The 17,573-nt window shown below is 64.3% G+C and carries 15 protein-coding genes; 3 read left to right on the forward strand and 12 right to left on the reverse strand.

Annotation, left to right across the window (positions count from 1 at the left end; genetic code table 11):
• Nucleotides 1–32 precede the first annotated feature (32 nt).
• Complete coding sequence (locus NMG10_RS13175) at nucleotides 33–251, forward strand: YgdI/YgdR family lipoprotein (RefSeq protein WP_028689754.1); 219 nt, start codon at nucleotides 33–35, stop codon at nucleotides 249–251.
• A 74-nt stretch (nucleotides 252–325) separates the two neighbouring features.
• Here NMG10_RS13175 and NMG10_RS13180 read toward each other — a convergent pair whose 3' ends face one another.
• The 9 genes from NMG10_RS13180 to rplM all read right to left on the reverse strand — a co-directional run bounded on the left by NMG10_RS13180 (nucleotide 326) and on the right by rplM (nucleotide 11,644).
• Nucleotides 326–3,322: an autotransporter domain-containing protein gene (locus NMG10_RS13180; RefSeq protein ID WP_254464505.1), complete on the reverse strand. Its 2,997-nt coding sequence runs from the start codon at nucleotides 3,320–3,322 to the stop codon at nucleotides 326–328.
• A gap of 178 nt (nucleotides 3,323–3,500) precedes the next feature.
• Nucleotides 3,501–6,500, reverse strand: coding sequence for an autotransporter serine protease (locus NMG10_RS13185; protein ID WP_254464498.1), 3,000 nt, complete (start codon nucleotides 6,498–6,500; stop codon nucleotides 3,501–3,503).
• A gap of 286 nt (nucleotides 6,501–6,786) precedes the next feature.
• Entirely contained in the window at nucleotides 6,787–7,206 is a 420-nt protein-coding gene (locus NMG10_RS13190) for a ClpXP protease specificity-enhancing factor (protein WP_203647915.1), read from the reverse strand.
• Between the two features lie 12 nt (nucleotides 7,207–7,218).
• Entirely contained in the window at nucleotides 7,219–7,842 is a 624-nt protein-coding gene (locus tag NMG10_RS13195; protein WP_232854674.1) for a glutathione S-transferase N-terminal domain-containing protein, read from the reverse strand.
• A gap of 117 nt (nucleotides 7,843–7,959) precedes the next feature.
• Nucleotides 7,960–8,739, reverse strand: coding sequence for a cytochrome c1 (locus NMG10_RS13200; protein ID WP_050703833.1), 780 nt, complete (start codon nucleotides 8,737–8,739; stop codon nucleotides 7,960–7,962).
• Nucleotides 8,739–9,950 (reverse strand): cytochrome bc complex cytochrome b subunit, encoded by a 1,212-nt coding sequence (locus NMG10_RS13205; RefSeq protein WP_203647917.1) that lies wholly within the window; start codon nucleotides 9,948–9,950, stop codon nucleotides 8,739–8,741. The genes NMG10_RS13200 and NMG10_RS13205 overlap by 1 nt, the downstream gene beginning before the upstream one ends.
• Nucleotides 9,950–10,543, reverse strand: coding sequence for a ubiquinol-cytochrome c reductase iron-sulfur subunit (petA, locus tag NMG10_RS13210; RefSeq protein ID WP_023628711.1), 594 nt, complete (start codon nucleotides 10,541–10,543; stop codon nucleotides 9,950–9,952). Before petA ends, NMG10_RS13205 begins: the two co-directional genes overlap by 1 nt.
• 265 nt (nucleotides 10,544–10,808) lie before the next feature.
• The gene (rpsI, locus tag NMG10_RS13215; RefSeq protein WP_043198013.1) at nucleotides 10,809–11,201 is read right to left on the reverse strand and encodes a 30S ribosomal protein S9; all 393 of its coding nucleotides are present in this window, start codon (nucleotides 11,199–11,201) and stop codon (nucleotides 10,809–10,811) included.
• A gap of 14 nt (nucleotides 11,202–11,215) precedes the next feature.
• On the reverse strand, nucleotides 11,216–11,644 hold the full coding sequence (gene rplM, locus NMG10_RS13220; RefSeq protein ID WP_008097538.1) for a 50S ribosomal protein L13: 429 nt from the start codon (nucleotides 11,642–11,644) through the stop codon (nucleotides 11,216–11,218).
• Nucleotides 11,645–11,900: 256 nt separating this feature from the next.
• Here rplM and NMG10_RS13225 point away from each other — a divergent pair, with 256 nt between their 5' ends.
• Both NMG10_RS13225 and NMG10_RS13230 read left to right on the forward strand, forming a co-directional pair.
• The gene (locus tag NMG10_RS13225; RefSeq protein ID WP_254464499.1) at nucleotides 11,901–12,941 is read left to right on the forward strand and encodes an NADP(H)-dependent aldo-keto reductase; all 1,041 of its coding nucleotides are present in this window, start codon (nucleotides 11,901–11,903) and stop codon (nucleotides 12,939–12,941) included.
• 243 nt (nucleotides 12,942–13,184) lie between these two features.
• Nucleotides 13,185–14,081, forward strand: a complete 897-nt coding sequence (locus NMG10_RS13230; protein WP_203652703.1) for a GlxA family transcriptional regulator — start codon at nucleotides 13,185–13,187, stop codon at nucleotides 14,079–14,081.
• Nucleotides 14,082–14,190: 109 nt separating this feature from the next.
• Here the strand turns inward: NMG10_RS13230 and zapE are convergent, their stop codons facing one another.
• From zapE to NMG10_RS13245, 3 genes are all read right to left on the reverse strand, one after another.
• Nucleotides 14,191–15,285, reverse strand: a complete 1,095-nt coding sequence (gene zapE / locus NMG10_RS13235; RefSeq protein ID WP_203647919.1) for a cell division protein ZapE — start codon at nucleotides 15,283–15,285, stop codon at nucleotides 14,191–14,193.
• A gap of 224 nt (nucleotides 15,286–15,509) precedes the next feature.
• The gene (locus NMG10_RS13240) at nucleotides 15,510–16,859 is read right to left on the reverse strand and encodes a tryptophan--tRNA ligase (RefSeq protein WP_254464500.1); all 1,350 of its coding nucleotides are present in this window, start codon (nucleotides 16,857–16,859) and stop codon (nucleotides 15,510–15,512) included.
• 25 nt (nucleotides 16,860–16,884) lie between these two features.
• Nucleotides 16,885–17,520 carry an alpha/beta hydrolase gene (locus NMG10_RS13245; protein ID WP_232854677.1) on the reverse strand — a complete coding sequence of 212 codons (636 nt, stop codon included), beginning with the start codon at nucleotides 17,518–17,520 and terminating at the stop codon, nucleotides 16,885–16,887.
• Nucleotides 17,521–17,573 lie beyond the last annotated feature (53 nt).

Below are 17,573 nucleotides of genomic sequence, written 5' to 3' on the forward strand. Positions count from 1 at the left end.
TCGCCTTTTCCCTCTGATCCAGGAAGTACCCCATGAAAAAGCTGCTGCTGCCCGCCCTGCTGATCGGCGCCTTCGCCACCCTGGCCGGCTGCTCCACCCCGAGCGTGATCACCCTCAACGATGGCCGCGAACTGCAGACTACCGACACTCCGCACTTCGACCGCAACTCCGGCTTCTACGAGTTCAAGCAACTGGACGGCAAGCCGACCCGCATCAACAAGGACCAGGTGCAGAGCATCAAGGACCTGTAATTGCGAAATGGCGGTTCAGCCAGGCCAAGCAAAACGCCCGATGCACAGCATCGGGCGTTTTGTTTTTCAGGGCCTCAGAACGCCCAGTCCAGGGTCAGGCCGACCCCGTGGCTCTTGTCGCGGCTACCCAGCAGTCCGTTGTAATCGAGGTTGACCCGGGCCTGACGCCCCAGGCTGATCCCCGCCCGTGCGCCGACCACCGCCGCATCACGGTCCAGAGACAGCGCCTGGACCTTGTAGGTATCGCCCTGACCGGCAAAGGCCAGGTGCTGGTCGGATCCGGTGGAGCTCAGGTTGTGCTGCCAGCCCAGGGTTGCGGAAAGTTCCACCGCCTGGCCGCTGGACAACTGCAGCTGCTTGCCGGCGCGCATGCCCAGGGTCGAGAGCCAGGCATCGCGGTTATCCCGTCCACCCTTGAGCGCGGCAGCGCCACCATGCTCCTTGAAGCTGTCGCTGGCGATATGCACATAGGCCAGGTTGGCGAACGGCTCCAGCGCCATGCCCGGCACCGCGACCTTCCAGGCGGCCTCGCCGAACACCTGGGTGCTCTGCGCATCGCGCTTGCTCTTCTGGCGATCACTGACCTCGTTGTACTGCAGCTCGCGCTTGGTCTCGATGCGGTGCCAGCTGTGGCTGCCGCCCAGGCTCAGGCGCACCTGCTCCAGTTCCTTACCGGCATAGGCACCCAGGTGGTAGCTGTCGACGCTGGCCGAGGAATGACGACCATCGCCCATGCTCAGCGAGCTGTCGCTGTAGCCGGTGAAGACGCCGACGCGGGTGTCCTCGCTCATCTGTCCATCAACCCCCAGCAGCATGCCGCCAATCGAACTGCTGTAGCGCGCATGCCCGGAATCACCGTCGGCCTTGCCCCAGGCTCCCAGGGCTTTGACCCACAGGCCGTTGCCCTGACCGTCCAAGGCCGGAGCGGCGGCGACACCCTGCTGGCGAGTACGCTCGCCCACGGCGTCGCGCAATTGGCGACTGTCGTTGAGCAGCAGGTTGCCCACCGCCGGGTGGATTTCACCGGACAGCTGATCGAACGCCTGCCGGGCGCTGCCGGCATCAGCCGACAACAGCAGGCTCTCATAGACCGGGTTGCCCGCGCCGAGCCGATCGGCGGCCTCGGCCACCGAACGCTGGTTGGCGGTCAAGCCGACACTGGCGAAGCTGGCGCTACGTTGCACCGCCAGCTGCACCCCGGTGCCGGTATAGGCCAAGCCACCACCGAGGAACAGCAGGTTGGACTGCACAGCGGCAAAACCGCCCTGCACGCCGCCTGCGGCCTGCAGGATGTCGAACTGACGCCCCACCAGGCTGGTTGCCTGCCGGGACTGCAGCGAAACCCCGGGGTTCTGCAGATCCAGGGCCAGGTTCGCACCGTTTACCGAAACCGTGCCATCGCTGACCAGGCGGTCGCTGCCAGTAGCATCAACCTCCACGGCATAGGTCGAGCCCGGCTGGAAGGTCACGTCGGAGCCCACGCGTAGGGTGCCGATGGAATTGCCTGGCGCCACCACGCCGCCACTGTTGACCACCAGCGCACCGATCCGGCCGTTGCCGCCCAGCACGCCGCCGTCATTGACCGTCACCGTCGATTGCAGCGAGCCATTGACCGCCAGCCGCCCCTGGTTTACCAGGGTTGGGCCGCCGTAGGTGTTGTTACCGCTGAGTACCAGGGTGCCGATGCCCTGCTTGGTCAGGCCGCCATGGCCAGCGATATCGTTACTCCAAAGGTCCCACCCGCAATCAGGGCTGTTACAGAGCCGCTTGGTCGGCCTGCCGTCATCCACCACAGCGCCGACACCCGGCAGATCGACCACGAACTGGCTCGGGCCGTAGCCGCCGGCGATACGGAACTCCTCGGGAATGTCCTGTTCGGTGACCAACATCCCCGGGCCACGGATACCCTTGTCCAGGTTGATCATGCCCCAACCGTACAAGGCATCGATGCCGGGCGCGCCCATGTCGGTGGCGGTGGTGCGCAGCACACTGGCGATCTGTGCGCCGCTCATGTAGGGGAAGCGCTCCATCAGCACCGCCGCCGCGCCAGCGGCATGGGGCGCGGCCATGGACGTGCCGTTCTTGTTGGCGTAGCCCTGGGTCAGGTCTGCCAGGCTGGTGCCGCCGATCACCGCGCTGTAGATCCGGGTACCGGGAGCCGATACGCAGAAGCTTGCGGTATAGCCGCAACGGGAAGAGAACGTACTGACCAGGTAGGGGTTGGCGCTACTGGTGTCTGGGTTCTGTTGCAACGCCGCCACGGTCAGCCAGTTGGGCGCGATCTCCGGGACGAAGTAGCCCAGCCCGGCAATCGCATCCGGGTTGTTCAGGTTGTAGTCGTTGCCGGCGGCGAAGATCGTCAGCACTCCGCTGCGGGCGGCGGCGATGGCCCCGTCGTAGGCGCCGCCGGGCAAGGTGCCCAGCAGCGGCTGGATCTGCGCGAACTGTGCCCGGGCATCGTCCACGGTGAAATGCGGGAAGTCCGGATTGCGCCCGCCCTTGGCGAAGCGATCGGTGATGCCGATGCCCCAGCTGTTGTTGATGATCCGCGCGCCGCTGGCCACCAGGCTGTCCCAACCGGCCTTGTATACCGCGCCATCGTTGCCCAGGACGATGCCGTCCTCGGGACCGGGGTCGCCGTTGTCCGCGCTGATGATCTGCGCATCATAGGCCACGCCGTGCATCGACTCGCCGTCACGGTTGCCGGCGGCGATCCCGCCGACGTGGGTGCCGTGGGAGCCGAGCTTGCCGTCCGAGCCCACCGACGGGCTGCCGTCATAGCGGAACGCATCGCCGGCCTTCACCGGAATATAGGGGTCGGTGTACTGGCGGATGCCGCTGGTGACCAGGGTCACGATCTTGTCCTTGCCGGCGAACTCGGGGTGCGGGGCGTATACCGGCTGGTCGAAGATCCCCAGTTTCACCCCCTTGCCGCTATAGCCGGCGGCATAGGCGCTGTCGGCGTGGATTGCCCCCAGCCCCCAATCGGCCTTGAACTCGCTGCTGCGCCAGCTGCTGGCGTCATCCAGCCGGCCACTCTCCACATAGGGCGCGGCCTGGGCCGTGCCCATCAACGCCACCCAACCCACCAATGCCCGCCCCAGTGGGGCCAGGGCCCAGCCCTGCGCGAGTGCGCTGTCATCCTTTCTGACTTGCTTCACTACAACCTTCCTTAGTTTTGTTTTGGTTTAGTACCGCGTTGGTCACACTCCGTGTTGCAACGCCTGGCCCAACTCGCGCCAGGGCGTTTCAGAACCGCCATTGCAGGTTGAGTCCCGCGCCATGCTGTTGTTCGCGACTGGCCAGGCGCCCCTGGTAGTCCAGGCTCAGGTCCAGGTCGCGGGTCAACCCCACCCGCGCCTGCAGCCCCACCAGCGCGGCATCGCGCAAGGCCGGCGCAGTCTCCACCCGGAACGGCAGGTCGCTGCTGGCGAAAGCCAGGTGTTCGCGATCCTGGGTGCCGCTCAGGCGATGCTGCCAGCCCAGGCTTGCCGCCAACTGCAGGTCTTGTTGCGGGCCCAGTTGCCATTGCTGGCGCCCACGCAGGCCCAAGGTGCTGAGCCAGGCATCGCGCTGCTCGTCACCGGCATGCAGCGCCGCGGCATCGCCTTTCTCGTGGAAGCCGTCGCGATCCAGATGCTGGTAGGTCAGGTTGGCGAAAGGTTCCAACTGCACCGCTGGCAACGCCAGGCGATAGGCCGCCTCGGCGAACACCTGCTGGCTGCGGGCATCGACCCGTGCGCGCTGACGACCGGACACCTCGCCATAGGCCAGGTCGCGCCGGACCTCGGCACGATGCCAGCTGTGGCTGGCGCCCAGGCTCAGGCGCAGCTGGTCCAGGTCGTGGCGGACATAGGCGCCCAGGTGATAGCTGTCGACCGTGGCCCGGGAATGGCTGCCGCCCATGCCCAGGGAGCTGTCGCTATAACCTGCGGCCAGGCCGGCCCGGGTCTGCTCGTCAAGGTCATGGTCCACGCCCAACAGCACGCCGCCCAGGGAACTGGTATAGGACTCGCTGCCCTGCACGCCCTCGATGCGCCCCCAACTGCCCAGGCCCTTGAGCCAGAGCTGGGTCGAGCCCGACTCGCTGGCACTCGCTCCAGACGCGCCAGCGCTCAAGGCTCGGTCTTGCACGCGCTCACCCAGGGCATCGCGCAAGACCGAGCCCTGGCTGAGCAGCATCGAGTCCAGCGCCGGGTAGATCTCCCCGGCCAGCTGGCGCAGGCCGTCCCGGGCCTGGTCCGCCGAGGTCGAAAGCAGCAGGCTTTCATACACGGGATTGCCTGGACCCAACCGTTCCACGGCGCCGCCGCTGGCGCGCTGGTTGGGCGTGGCGCCGACGCTGGCGAACGTCGTGGCGCTGCGCGTCACGTCCAGTTGCACGCCGTTGGCTGAATAATCGAGGAAGGTCCCCAGGAACAGGTAGTCGGGCTCGACCTGGGCAAAGCGCCCGTTGACGCCACCCGCCGCCTGCAGGATATCGAACTGGCGCCCCACCAGGCTGGATACCGGGCCGCCGGCCAACAGGTTCGCCCGCGCCTGGGGCTCCAGGCTGAGATTGGCGCCGCCGACACTGGCCTGGCCAGCAACGACGAGCCGGTCGCTGGCCGTGGGCGACAGTTCCACCCGGTAGGTCGAGCCCGGCTGCAAGTCCAGGTTGCCAGCGACATTCAAGGTGCCAATGGAGTTACCCGGGGCCACCACGCCCCCGGCGCTGGCGGTCAGGGCGCCGACCCGCCCATTGCCGCCCAGGGTACCGCCTGCGTTGACCGTCACCGCCGATTGCAGGCTGCCGTTGACCGCCAGCAGGCCGCCATCGACCCGGGTCGGGCCACGGTAGCTGCTGTCCCCCGTGAGTTCGAGCCAGCCAGCCCCGGACTTGACCAGGCTGCCCTGGTAGACACGCTGCGCGGCAGCCGCGTCGCGAGCCATGCCCAGGGCATAGTCGCTGCGATCCTGCTGGCTGGCGCCCGCTGCCAGGCCATGCTCCCAGCCGCGATCCTTGAGGGTCTGCTGCCAGGCCTGGCGCTCCGCGGCGTCCTCGGTTTGACGCTGCACCAAGGCCTGGTCAGAGATGCCGTTGCTCCAGGTATCGCCCTGCCCGCGCCCCAGGTTGACGTCGAATTCACCCAGCAACTGCCCGGGCCCGTGCAACGCCCGGCCCAGGTCCGGGACGCCCCAACCTACCCGGTCACTAGGTCCTTGGGTTGGCGAACCGTCGAGCTGGCGCGAGGTAGTCAGCAGTACTTGCAGGGCCTGCTGGTTGTTCAGGTAGGGATAGCGCTCCATGACCAGGGCCAAGGCCCCGGTGGCATGGGGCGCGGCCATCGAGGTGCCGTTGTAGGTGGCGTAGCCGCCACCGGGCACGGTACTGCTGATCGCCGCACCCGGGGTCGCCAGGCACCAGTACTTGGCGATACCGCACTGGTTGTATTTCTGCTGGTTGTTCTTGTCCAGACCCGACACCGCCAGCCAGTGACCTTCCAGCTCCGGCTGGAAGTACGGCAGCGCCGAGCGCACGCTGGCGTTGGCATAGCCGCTGTTGCCGGCGCTGAATACGTTGATCACGCCGCGGCGCGCCACGTCGCCGGCGGCGTCGAGCCAGGTGTCCTGCTGAAAATGCTGGGCGTAGGCCGCGCGCAAGCCGTCCAGGGTTTGGTAGCTGACATCCTTGGGCTGGCTGCCCCAGCTGTTGTTGATGGCCCGCACACCGGCGTCCACCTGGGCATCGTAGACCGCCTTGAAATACTTGGGGTCAGGGCCGGGACCGAACAAAAACTTGTCGTCGTGGTTGGTGTTGCCCACGTAGACCTGGGCATTGAAGGCCACGCCATGCATGCCAGCGCCATCACGGGCCGCACCCATGGTGCCGGTGACATGGGTGCCATGGCTGTCGTTGGCGCCATTGAGCACCCCGGACACGCTGAACGGAGTGCCGTCCAGATACTGGCCGGTGGCGGTAACCGAGTGAAAACGTCCGGGACTGGCTTCGGGATGGGCGGCATCGAACCCCGAGTCCAAGGCGCCGATGCTGACCCCGGCGCCGGTGATGCCGGCGGCATAGGCTTGGCTCGCCTGCATGCGCTCCAGGCCCCAGTCCTGCTGGTACTCGGCCGACCGCCAGCTGGCGGGGTCGCCCGGGCGACCGGTTTCCTGGTAGGCCGCCGCAGCAGACAGCGGCAGTCCGGTGGCGAACGCCAGGCACAGGGTGCCCGTCAGCGCCTTGAGCTGATCACATCTCACATCCATGTCGATGACTTCTCTTGTTTTTGTTGTCGGGTCGCCCGTCCTGGGTCGACCGGTGTGTCGCTGCATTACCTGGCCGCAAGGCCCCATCGAGCCAGAGGCGGTTTCCCGCCCCTGGCCAGGTTACTTCGGCCTCAGGCCTGGAGGCAGCCTTCGGCTGCAAGTCGTGAGCTTCTGAAATTGATTACGATATGTCAATCGGCGTTAATAAATAGCCAACAGCTGTCACAAAACACAGGCATGCGCTCCATGAGGCTCGCGCAGCGGCCGGGATCTTCTTGCTGCGTAGTTACTTGACCACCTTCAGGCTTGGACGGCCACTCGGGCGCGGCGGCTCGGGCGGACCTTGGTCATCCGGCTCCACGGCGTCGTCTTCAAGGTCATCCTCATCCTCGAGCGGTGGCTCCAGCTCGAAGACCATACCCTGACCGTTCTCCCGGGCGTAGATCCCGAGGATGGCGCCGACCGGCACAAAGAGCGAGTGCGCCACGCCGCCGAAGCGGCCTTCGAAGCTCACCGCCTCGTTGTCCATGTGCAGGCTGCGCACGGCACTGGGAGAAATGTTCAGGACGATCTGGCCATCGCTGGCAAAACCCTGGGGCACCTGGACCGCCGGATACTCGGCATTGACCAGCATATGCGGCGTGCAATCGTTGTCGACGATCCACTCGTACAGCGCACGAACCAGATAGGGGCGACTGGAGTTCATCAACGGTTCCTCTTAAACCTTGCGCATTTCACGTTCGGCAGCGGACAGGCTCGCCTGGAAAGGCTCGCGGGCGAACTGTCGCTCCATGTAATCCAGCAGCGGCTTGGCCTGCCGCGGCAATTCGATACCCATCACCTGCAAGCGCCAGAGTATGGGCAGTAGACAGCAATCGACCAGGCTTTGCTCCTCGCTCATGAAGCAGGCCATCTCGCCGAACAGCGGGGCCACGCCGGTCAGGCTCTCGCGCAGTTCCTTGCGCGCCTGGGTGCGTGCCGCCTCGCTGCTGCGCGCATCGAGCACGGTGTCGGCCAGGGCGCACCAGTCACGCTGGATGCGGTGCATCAGCAGGCGGCTGTTGCCCCGGGCCACCGGGTAGACCGGCATCAGCGGCGGGTGCGGGTAACGCTCCTCGAGGTACTCCATCACCACGGTCGACTCGTACAGCGCCAGGTCGCGATCGACCAGGGTCGGCAAGCTGCCGTAAGGGTTCACTTCAATCAGCTTGGGCGGCAGGCGATTGGCGTCGACATCGATGATCTGCACCGTGACGCCTTTCTCCGCGAGCACCAGGCGGACCCGATGAGAGTAATGATCAGCGGGGTCGGAATAGCAGGCTAACCTGTTGGTTGCGCCCATGTAGCGCCTCCTCGCACGGGATGCTTGTAAAACTTCAAATGAAAACGCGCCCGGGGCGCCCCAGCAATATCGCTGGAGCCCCCCGGGCGCGTTCAACTACCAGAAACTACTGCGTGATCAGTGCACGTCCTTCCAGTATTCGCGCTTGAGCAAGTAGGCGAACACGAAGAAGAAAGCCAGGTACAGCAACACGTAGGTACCGATGCGCTGGCTTTCCAGTTTGACCGGGTTGGCCGAATAGGCCAGGAAGGTCACCAGGTTCTTGACCTTCTCGTCGAACTGCTCGGCCGTCAGGGTACCGGATTTCTCCTCCACGGTCAGCTGGTCGCATGCTTCATGGGTCAGCGGACTGCCAGTCAGCGGGTCGAACTGCTTCTTGCCATCGACTTCGGTCTGCACCTGCTTGCAACCGATCACCTGGTTGCCCTGCAGGCCCACCAGCACGTTGGGCATGCCGACGTTGGGGAAGACCTTGTTGTTCACCCCGTATGGTCGCGACTTGTCCTCGTAGAAGCTGCGCAGGTAGGTGTACAGCCAGTCGTTGCCACGCACCCGGGCGACCAGGGTCAGGTCGGGCGGCGCGGCGCCGAACCAGGTCTTGGCATCGTTGGGCTGCATGCCGATCTTCATGTGGTCGCCGATCTTGGCGCCGGTGAACACCAGGTTCTCGAGCATCAGCTCATGGGGAATCCCCAGGTCGTCGGCCACGCGCTCATAGCGTTGGAACTTGGCGCTGTGGCAGCCCATGCAATAGTTGGCGAAGGTGCGCGCGCCATCCTGCATCGCGGCCTTGTCGGTCAGGTCGATATCGACCTTGTCCAGCTCCAGGCCATGTTCGGCGGCGAACGACAGGCTAGGCATCAGTGCCAGCAAGCATACTGCAATCAACTTTTTCATCAGCCAGTCACCCTTTCCGGAACCGGTTTGGTCTTCTCGAGCCTTGTGTAGAACGGCATCAGCAGGAAGTAGGCGAAGTACAGCACCGTGCACACCTGCGACAGCAAGGTACGTCCCGGGGTTGGCGCCAGTACGCCCAGCACGCCAAGGATGACGAAGGACACGCAGAACACCAGCAACCAGATCTTGCTCAGCCAGCCCTTGTAGCGCATGGAGCGCACGGGGCTGCGGTCCAGCCAGGGCAACACGAACAGCACGGCGATCGCCGCACCCATGGCGATGACCCCGAACAACTTGTCGGGCACCGCACGGAGGATCGCGTAGAACGGCGTGAAGTACCACACAGGCGCGATGTGCTCAGGGGTCTTGAAGGCGTTGGCCTGTTCGAAGTTCGGTTTTTCCAGGAAGTAGCCACCCATTTCCGGGAAGAAGAACACCACCGCGCAGAACACGAAGAGGAACACCACCACACCGGCGATATCCTTGACGGTGTAGTACGGGTGGAACGGGATGCCATCCAGCGGAATGCCGTTCTCGTCCTTGTTCTTCTTGATATCCACACCATCGGGGTTGTTCGAACCCACTTCGTGCAGTGCCAGGATGTGCAGCACCACCAGGCCGAGGATCACGATCGGCAGGGCCACCACATGCAGGGCGAAGAAGCGGTTCAAGGTGATGCCGGAGATCAGGTAGTCACCACGGATCCACTGGGTCAGGTCGTCACCGATGACCGGGATCGCGCCGAACAGCGAGATGATCACCTGGGCACCCCAGTAGGACATCTGGCCCCACGGCAGCAGGTAGCCCATGAAGGCCTCGGCCATCAGCGCCAGGTAGATCAGCATGCCGAACAGCCAGACCAGCTCGCGCGGCTTCTGGTAGGAGCCGTAGAGCAGCCCGCGGAACATGTGCAGGTAGACCACGATGAAGAACGCCGACGCACCGGTGGAGTGCAGGTAGCGCAGGATCCAGCCGTACTCGACGTCGCGCATGATGTACTCGACCGAGGCGAAGGCCTCTTCCGCCGAGGGGGTGAAACTCATGGTCAGCCACACGCCGGTGACGATCTGGTTGACCAGCACCAGCAGTGCCAGGGAGCCGAAGAAGTACAGGAAGTTGAAGTTCTTGGGCGCGTAATACTTGCTCAGGTGGTCTTCCCACATCTTCGTCGCGGGGAAGCGCGCATCGATCCACTCCATGAACTTGCTCATCATGCGTTCTCCTGATCGACGCCGATGACGATGATTTCGTCCGACTCGTACGAGTGCGGTGGCACTGGCAGGTTAAGAGGCGCCGGCTGGGACTTGTAGACGCGCCCGGCGAGGTCGTAGTGCGAGCCGTGGCACGGGCAGAAATAGCCACCGACCCATTTCGGGCCCAGGTCGGCGGGAGCGACTTCAGGACGGAACGTCGGCGAGCAGCCCAGGTGCGTGCACAGGCCGACCAGGATGAGGATCTCGGGCTTGATCGAGCGAACTTGCGGATCGACGTAGGTCGGCTGCACCGACGCCTTGGATTCGGGGTCGGACAGCTCGCCGGTGATCTTTTTCAGATTTCCGAGGATCTCTTCCGTTCGCCGCACGATGAATACAGGTTGACCGCGCCACTCGGCCACCATCTGCTGGCCGGGCTCGACCTTGGCGATATTGACCTTCACCGGTGCCCCTGCGGCTTTCGCCTTGGCACTGGGAAACCATGACCCCACGAACGGTACCGCTGCCCCCACTGCCCCCGCTGCCCCGACCACGGATGTCGCGGCTACGAGGAAGCGGCGCCGGCCTGCGTTGACGCCGTCATTGCTCATTCAGTCCTCTCCCATCAGCTTGCTTGGCCTGTTCTAACAGGCATCTACTTAGGTACGTCTGTGGCACTAAAAATTGGCCGCAATGGTAAGGAACAAATCCACACGCTGACAAGGTGATTACCCGCTGGTCGGGCCACTACCCTCGCTTTGCTTGATCTGCGTCTATGCGACAAACGGCCACGGACTAGCAAACAGGTTAGTTGAAGACATAAAAAAAGCCCGGTTCCAAAAAGGAACCGGGCTTTTTTCGACTGCCGAAGCGGTATTAACGCTTGGAGTACTGAGGACGCTTACGCGCTTTACGCAGACCCACTTTCTTACGCTCGACTTCACGAGCGTCGCGGGTGACGAAGCCAGCACGACGCAGGGCGCCACGCAGGGTTTCGTCGTATTCCATCAGGGCGCGGGTGATGCCGTGGCGGATTGCACCGGCTTGACCGCTGACACCACCACCGGAAACGGTGACGTAGATGTCGAACTTCTCAACGGTCTCGGTCAGTTCCAGCGGCTGGCGAACAACCATGCGAGCGGTTTCGCGGCCGAAGAACACGTCCAGAGAACGGTTGTTGATGGAAATGTTGCCAGTGCCCGGACGCAGGAATACACGTGCGGTTGCGGTCTTGCGACGGCCAGTGCCGTAGTTTTGAGTCGCCGACATAATGAACTATCCCGTTAGATCTTCAGTTCTTGAGGCTGCTGAGCAGTGTGTGGGTGAGCTGCACCCGCGTACACTTTCAGCTTGCGGTACATGTCGCGACCCAGCGGGTTCTTCGGCAGCATGCCTTTGACCGCGGTTTCGATAACACGCTCAGGGGCCTTGGCGATCAACTTCTCGAAGTTGATTTCCTTGATACCGCCCGGGAAGCCGGAGTGGGAGTAGTACATCTTGTCGGAAGACTTGGCACCAGTCACACGGATTTGCTCGGCGTTGATGACGACGATGTAGTCGCCGGTGTCAACGTGAGGGGTGTATTCTGGCTTGTGCTTGCCACGCAGGCGGCTAGCGATTTCGGTAGCCAGACGACCCAGGGTCTGACCAGCGGCGTCGACTACGAACCACTCGCGCTTTACTGTTTCCGGTTTAGCAGTAAAAGTTTTCATTCTCTAAAGCCTCAGAGGCCGCCCAGCGAAAAATAGACGGCGAATCTTACTGGATAGTGCACAGCTTGCCAAGGGCAAGCGCGCAGCCGAACGCTGACGCTTTTGGGGGCTCGGGTCGGGCACGCCAATGTTCGACAAGGGTTCCCTTTGTGGTGGTGCATCACTTCCGCCACACGGAGAGGGGCCGAATTATCCAGATTGCAGGAAAAATTTCAACCTGCTTTTATGGACCTCTTTGCCACGGAGCGCCTTCCCGATGGATTACCGCAAGCTCGCTCGTACCGACCTCAACGTCAGCGCCCTGTGCCTGGGCACCATGACCTGGGGCGAGCAGAACACCCAGGATGACGCCTTCGCCCAGATCAAGCTGGCCAAGGCCCACGGCATCAACTTCATCGACACCGCCGAGATGTACCCGGTGCCGCCGCGCCCGGAAACCTATGCCGCCACCGAACGCATCATCGGCAACTGGTTCGCCGCCAACGGCGACCGCGACGACTGGATCCTCGCCAGCAAGGTCGCCGGCCCCGGCAACGGCATCAGCCATATCCGCGACGGCCAGCTCAAGCACAACCGCCAGCACATCGTCGCCGCCCTGGACGAGAGCCTGAAGCGCCTGCAGACCGACCGCATCGACCTGTACCAGTTGCACTGGCCCGAGCGCAGCACCAACTTCTTCGGCAAGCTCGGCTACCAGCACCTGCCCCAGGACATCTTCACTCCGCTGGAGGAAACCCTGGAGGTGCTCGACGACCAGGTGCGCGCCGGCAAGATCCGTCATATCGGCCTGTCCAACGAAACCCCATGGGGCACCCTGAAGTTCCTGCACCTGGCCGAGACCCGCGGCTGGCCGCGGGCGGTGTCGATCCAGAACCCCTACAACCTGCTCAACCGCAGCTTCGAGGTGGGCCTGGCGGAGGTGGCGATCCGCGAGCAGTGCGGTCTGCTGGCCTATTCGCCGCTGGCCTTCGGCATGCTCTCGGGCAAGTACCAGGACGGCGCCCGCCCGGCAAACGCCCGCCTGACCCTGTACAGCCGCTTCGCCCGCTACTCCAACCCGCAGACCGTGGCCGCCTGCGATCGCTACGTGCAGCTGGCCCGCGAGCATGGGCTGGACCCGGCGCAGATGGCGCTGGCCTTCGTGACGCGCCAGCCGTTCGTGACCAGCAACATCATCGGCGCCACCAGCCTCGAGCAGTTGCGCAGCAATATCGACAGCCAGGCGCTGAACCTGGGCGATGAGCTGCTGGCGGCGATCGAGGCGGTGCATCAGGAGCAGCCGAACCCGGCGCCTTGAGCGCAGCCCCCATCGCGAGGCAGGCGTGGGAGCGGGCTTGCCCCGCGAGGGAGATCGTACTTTGGCGGGGTAGACACAATCGCCAAAAAATAAGACGATCCAGCCGGTGATTGACCACTCTACCCTATAAGAACAATGACAATGATGTTTACCCAACCCTCCGCGTCCTTGCGGCGCGTCAGCATCCTGGCCGTGGATAAAGTGTTCGCTTCGACACTGATGCAGGCCAAGGATTTCTTCCACCTGGCCAGCCTGCGCTACAGCAAGCAGCTGGGCCTGGGCCTGCAGCCGATGTTCGAGATCGGCCTGGTGAGCCCGGACGGCTTGCCCGTGGACAGCTTCAGCAACGTGCAGCTGCCGGTCGACAGCGGCCTGAACGACGCCGACGTGATCATCCTGCCGGCGTTCTGGGACGACTTCGACAACCTGCTGCAGCGCTACCCCCAGGTCCTGCCCTGGCTGCGCGAGCAGCATGCCCGTGGCGCGGTGCTGTGCGCCGAGGCCAGCGGCGTGTTCTGGCTGGCCGAATCCGGGCTGCTCGATGGCAAGGAGGCGACCACCTACTGGCGCTTCTTCGCCAACTTCGCCGAGCGCTTCCCGAAGATCCGCCTGAACCAGGACAAGCACCTGACCGACGCCGACAACCTGTACTGCGCCGGCGGCACCACCTCGGCCTGCGACCTGTACATCTACCTGATCGAGCGTTTCTGCGGCGCCAACGTGGCCCGCGCCGTGGCCCGCGACATCCTCTACGAGGTGCAGCGCAGCTACACCCCGGGTCGCATGGGCTTCGGCGGCCAGAAGCTGCACCAGGACCTGATCATCCTGCAGATCCAGCACTGGCTCGAGGAACACTTCGCCGACAAGTTCCGCTTCGAGGACGTGGCCCGCAACCACGGCATGAGCATCCGCAACTTCATGCGCCGCTTCCAGAGCGCCACCGGCGACAAGCCCCTGCACTACCTTCAGCGGCTACGGATCGAGACGGCCAAGGGCCTGCTGTCGAGCACGCGCAAGAGCATCAAGACCATCAGCTACGAGGTGGGGTACGACGACGCGAGCTTCTTCGCCCGGTTGTTCCGCCAGCACACGGAGCTGTCGCCGAACCAGTATCGGCAGCAGTTCATGCAGGAGGCCTGAGCCTTCTATCGTGGGAGCGGGCTTGCCCCGCGATGGCGCCAGATCAGACAAAAGGGCTGTTTGATCTGGCGCCATCGCGGGGCAAGCCCGCTCCCACGACAGGAATGGCTTACGGCTTGTGCGCCCGCGACAGGAACTCGTGGGACTGCATCTCCAGCAACCGGCTCAGGGTCCGCTGGAACTCGAAGCTCAGGCGCCCGCCGGTGTACAGGTCCTTGAGCTCCACCTCGGCCGAGATGATCAGCTTCACGTTACGGTCGTAGAACTCGTCGACCATGTTGATGAAGCGCCGGGCGATGTCGTCGGTGGTCACGCCCATCTGCTCGACGTTGCTCAGCAGCACGGCGTGGAAGATCTTGCCCAGCTCGATGTAGTCGTTCTGGCTGCGCGGCCCATCGCACAGGGCACGGAAGTCGAACCAGGCGACGTCGTCGCAGGTGCGCAGGGCATGAATCTCGCGGTTCTCGATCATCAGCACGTCGTTCTCGACGGCCTGGGTGCACTCTGGGGTCAACGCTTTGAAGCTGGCGCGCAGGCTTTCATGCGCCGCGTCGTCGAGCGGGAAGTGGAACAGCTCGGCCTGTTCCAGGTGGCGCAGGCGATAGTCGACGCCGCTGTCGACGTTCACCACGTCGGTGTACTGCTTGATCATGGCGATGGCCGGCAGGAAGCGCGCACGTTGCAGGCCGTCCTTGTACAGGCCGTCCGGCACGATGTTGGAGGTGGCCACCAGCGACACGCCGTTCTTGAACAGCTCTTCCATCAGGGTGCCGAGGATCATCGCATCGGTGATGTCGGAGACGAAGAACTCGTCGAAGCAGATCACCTTGGCCTCTTCGCTGAAGCGCTTGGCGATGATGGTCAACGGGTTCTTCTCGCCCTTGAGGGTCTTCATTTCCTCATGGACGCGCTTCATGAAACGGTGGAAGTGCGTGCGCATCTTCTGCTTGAAGGGCAGCGCTTCATAGAAGGTGTCGACCAGGTAGGTCTTGCCTCGCCCTACCCCACCCCAGAAGTACAGGCCCTTGACCGGCGTCTGCTCCTTCTTGCCGAACAGCTTGCCGAACATGCCCGGCTTGTTGTTCTGCGCGCGCACCAGGTCATCGTACAGGCGCTGCAGGTGACGCACCGCAGTTTCCTGCGCCGCGTCATGGAAGAAGTCGGGACGTTTCAGATCTGCTTGATATCGTTCTAGGGGCGTCATGATTTCGTTAGCGAGGCAACAAAAAACGGGCCGTCACTGTAGCGACCGGCCCGCCTGATGGCAATGATACATGCGACCACTTGCCTCATTACCTGCACCTGTAGGAGCGGCCTTGCGCCGCGAAAGGGCTGCGCAGCGGCCCCGGGATCTCCGTTTCATGCAGAACTGCCGGGGCCGCTTCGCGCCCCTTTCGCGGCACAAGGCCGCTCCTACAGGGGAAGCACTCAGTCCTGCTGTGGCGCCAGGGCCTCGCGCAGGCTTGCGATGGCTGCATCACGGGCCTCGGCGGCCTCGAACTGCGGCCCGTCGGCAACCTGCTCACCTTCCAGCCACAGGCTGAAGCTCAGGCCCTCGACCCGTACATCGGCCTCGCCACCTTGCTGCAGTTGCTTGCTCACCGCCCCCGCGCTCTTGCCATCAGCGAAGCTGCGCGACAGCAGCAGTTGCTCGCCATCGGCGGCCAGCAGGCGGAAACGGAAGCTGCCGTCTTCATCGCGGAAGCTGACAAAGCGGGCGGCCTTGGCGGCCTTCTTCTTCACTTCGGTGCTGGCCTGGACCGCCGTGCGGAACGAACGCAGGCCAACCGCCTCGCGCAGCTGCTCGAGGAACGGCGTGGCGATCTTGCGGGCCTTGGCGGCACCGGTAAGGAGAATGTCCTCCAGGTCCGACGGGCGCGAGATCAGCTGGTGGTAGTGCTCGCGCTTTTCCGCCAGTTGGCCGTCGAGCAGCTGGAACAGACGCTGCTTGGCCTCGCCCCAGCCCAGGCCCTGCAGCAGCTCTTCGCGGAACTCGGCGCATTGCGCTGGCGTGGAGAAGGCCTGGAACAGGGTGAACAGGTGCGAATTGTCCGGGTCCTTGGCCTCGCCCGGCGCCTTGGAGTCGGTGACGATGCGCGAGATCGCGTCCTTCATGTCCTTGGCGCTGGTGAACAGCGGGATGGTGTTGTCGTAGCTCTTGGACATCTTGCGACCGTCCAGGCCCGGCAGGGTGGCGACGCTCTCCTCGATCACCGCCTCCGGCAGGGCGAAGAAGTCCTTGCCCTGGCCGAACAGGTGGTTGAAGCGCTGGCCGATGTCGCGGGCCATTTCCACGTGCTGGATCTGGTCGCGGCCGACCGGTACCTTGTTGGCGTTGAACATCAGGATGTCGGCGGCCATCAGCACCGGGTAGCTGAACAGGCCCATGGTCACGCCGGCATCCGGGTCTTCGCCGGCCTCGACGTTCTTGTCCACCGAGGCCTTGTAGGCGTGGGCGCGGTTGAGCAGACCCTTGGCGGCGACGCAGGTCAGCAGCCAGGTCAGCTCGGGGATCTCGGGGATGTCCGACTGACGGTAGAAGGTCACCTTGTCCGGATCCAGGCCACCGGCCAGCCAGGTGGCGGCGATTTCCAGGCGCGAGCGCTGGATGCGCTGCGGGTCGTCGCACTTGATCAGGGCGTGGTAGTCGGCCAGGAAGTAGAACGAGTCGACGCCGGGCTGCTGGCTGGCGAGGATGGCCGGACGGATGGCGCCGGCGTAGTTGCCCAGGTGCGGGGTGCCGGTGGTGGTGATACCGGTGAGGATGCGCGTGGTCATGGGTGTTCGCTTATTCAGGCTTGGCTCAGTTCGAAAGGCGCGGCAGCAGCAGATCCTTCAGATCGGTCAGCTTGCCATGGAAGAAGTGTCCGCATTCTGCCACTTTCAGCAGCTCATGGGGACGCGACAGGTCATTCGACCAGTCGTAGACTAGCTGCGGATCGACCACTTCGTCGGTGTCCGGCTGCACCACCGTGAGGGTGACACGCTCAGGCAACGGGAACTGTTCGCTCAGGCGCATCACCGCCGGGGCGATCATGAACAGCTGCTGCAGGGCCGCGCCCCCGGCTTCCAGGCGCCCGGCCAGGCTGGCGGCGACGAAACCACCGAAGGAGAAGCCCATCAGCACCAGCGGCAGTTCGGGATGCTGCGCGCGCAGCCAGGCCGCGGCGGCCTCGGCATCGGCCACTTCACCGGCGCCCATGTCGTGGCTGCCGGCGCTCTGGCCAACGCCACGGTAGTTGAAGCGCAGGGTGACGTAACCGGCGTCGCGGGCGGTGCGTTGCAGGGTCGAGACCACCTTGTTGAGCATGGTGCCGCCCTGGACCGGGTTGGGGTGGCAGATCAGCACCGCGCCGCGGGCGTCGGCCACGTCCAGGTACAAGGCTTCCAGCTGGCCACACGGGCCATCGATGAACAAGGGTGTTTCGCGGATAAGCAAGGCACTACTCCGTGACCTCGAGGAGGGTCGACTCGTCTAGCTGAGGAATTCTG

The organism is Pseudomonas sp. DVZ6 (genome assembly GCF_024259445.1).
In the GTDB taxonomy this organism is placed as follows: Bacteria; Pseudomonadota; Gammaproteobacteria; order Pseudomonadales; family Pseudomonadaceae; genus Aquipseudomonas; species Aquipseudomonas peradeniyensis.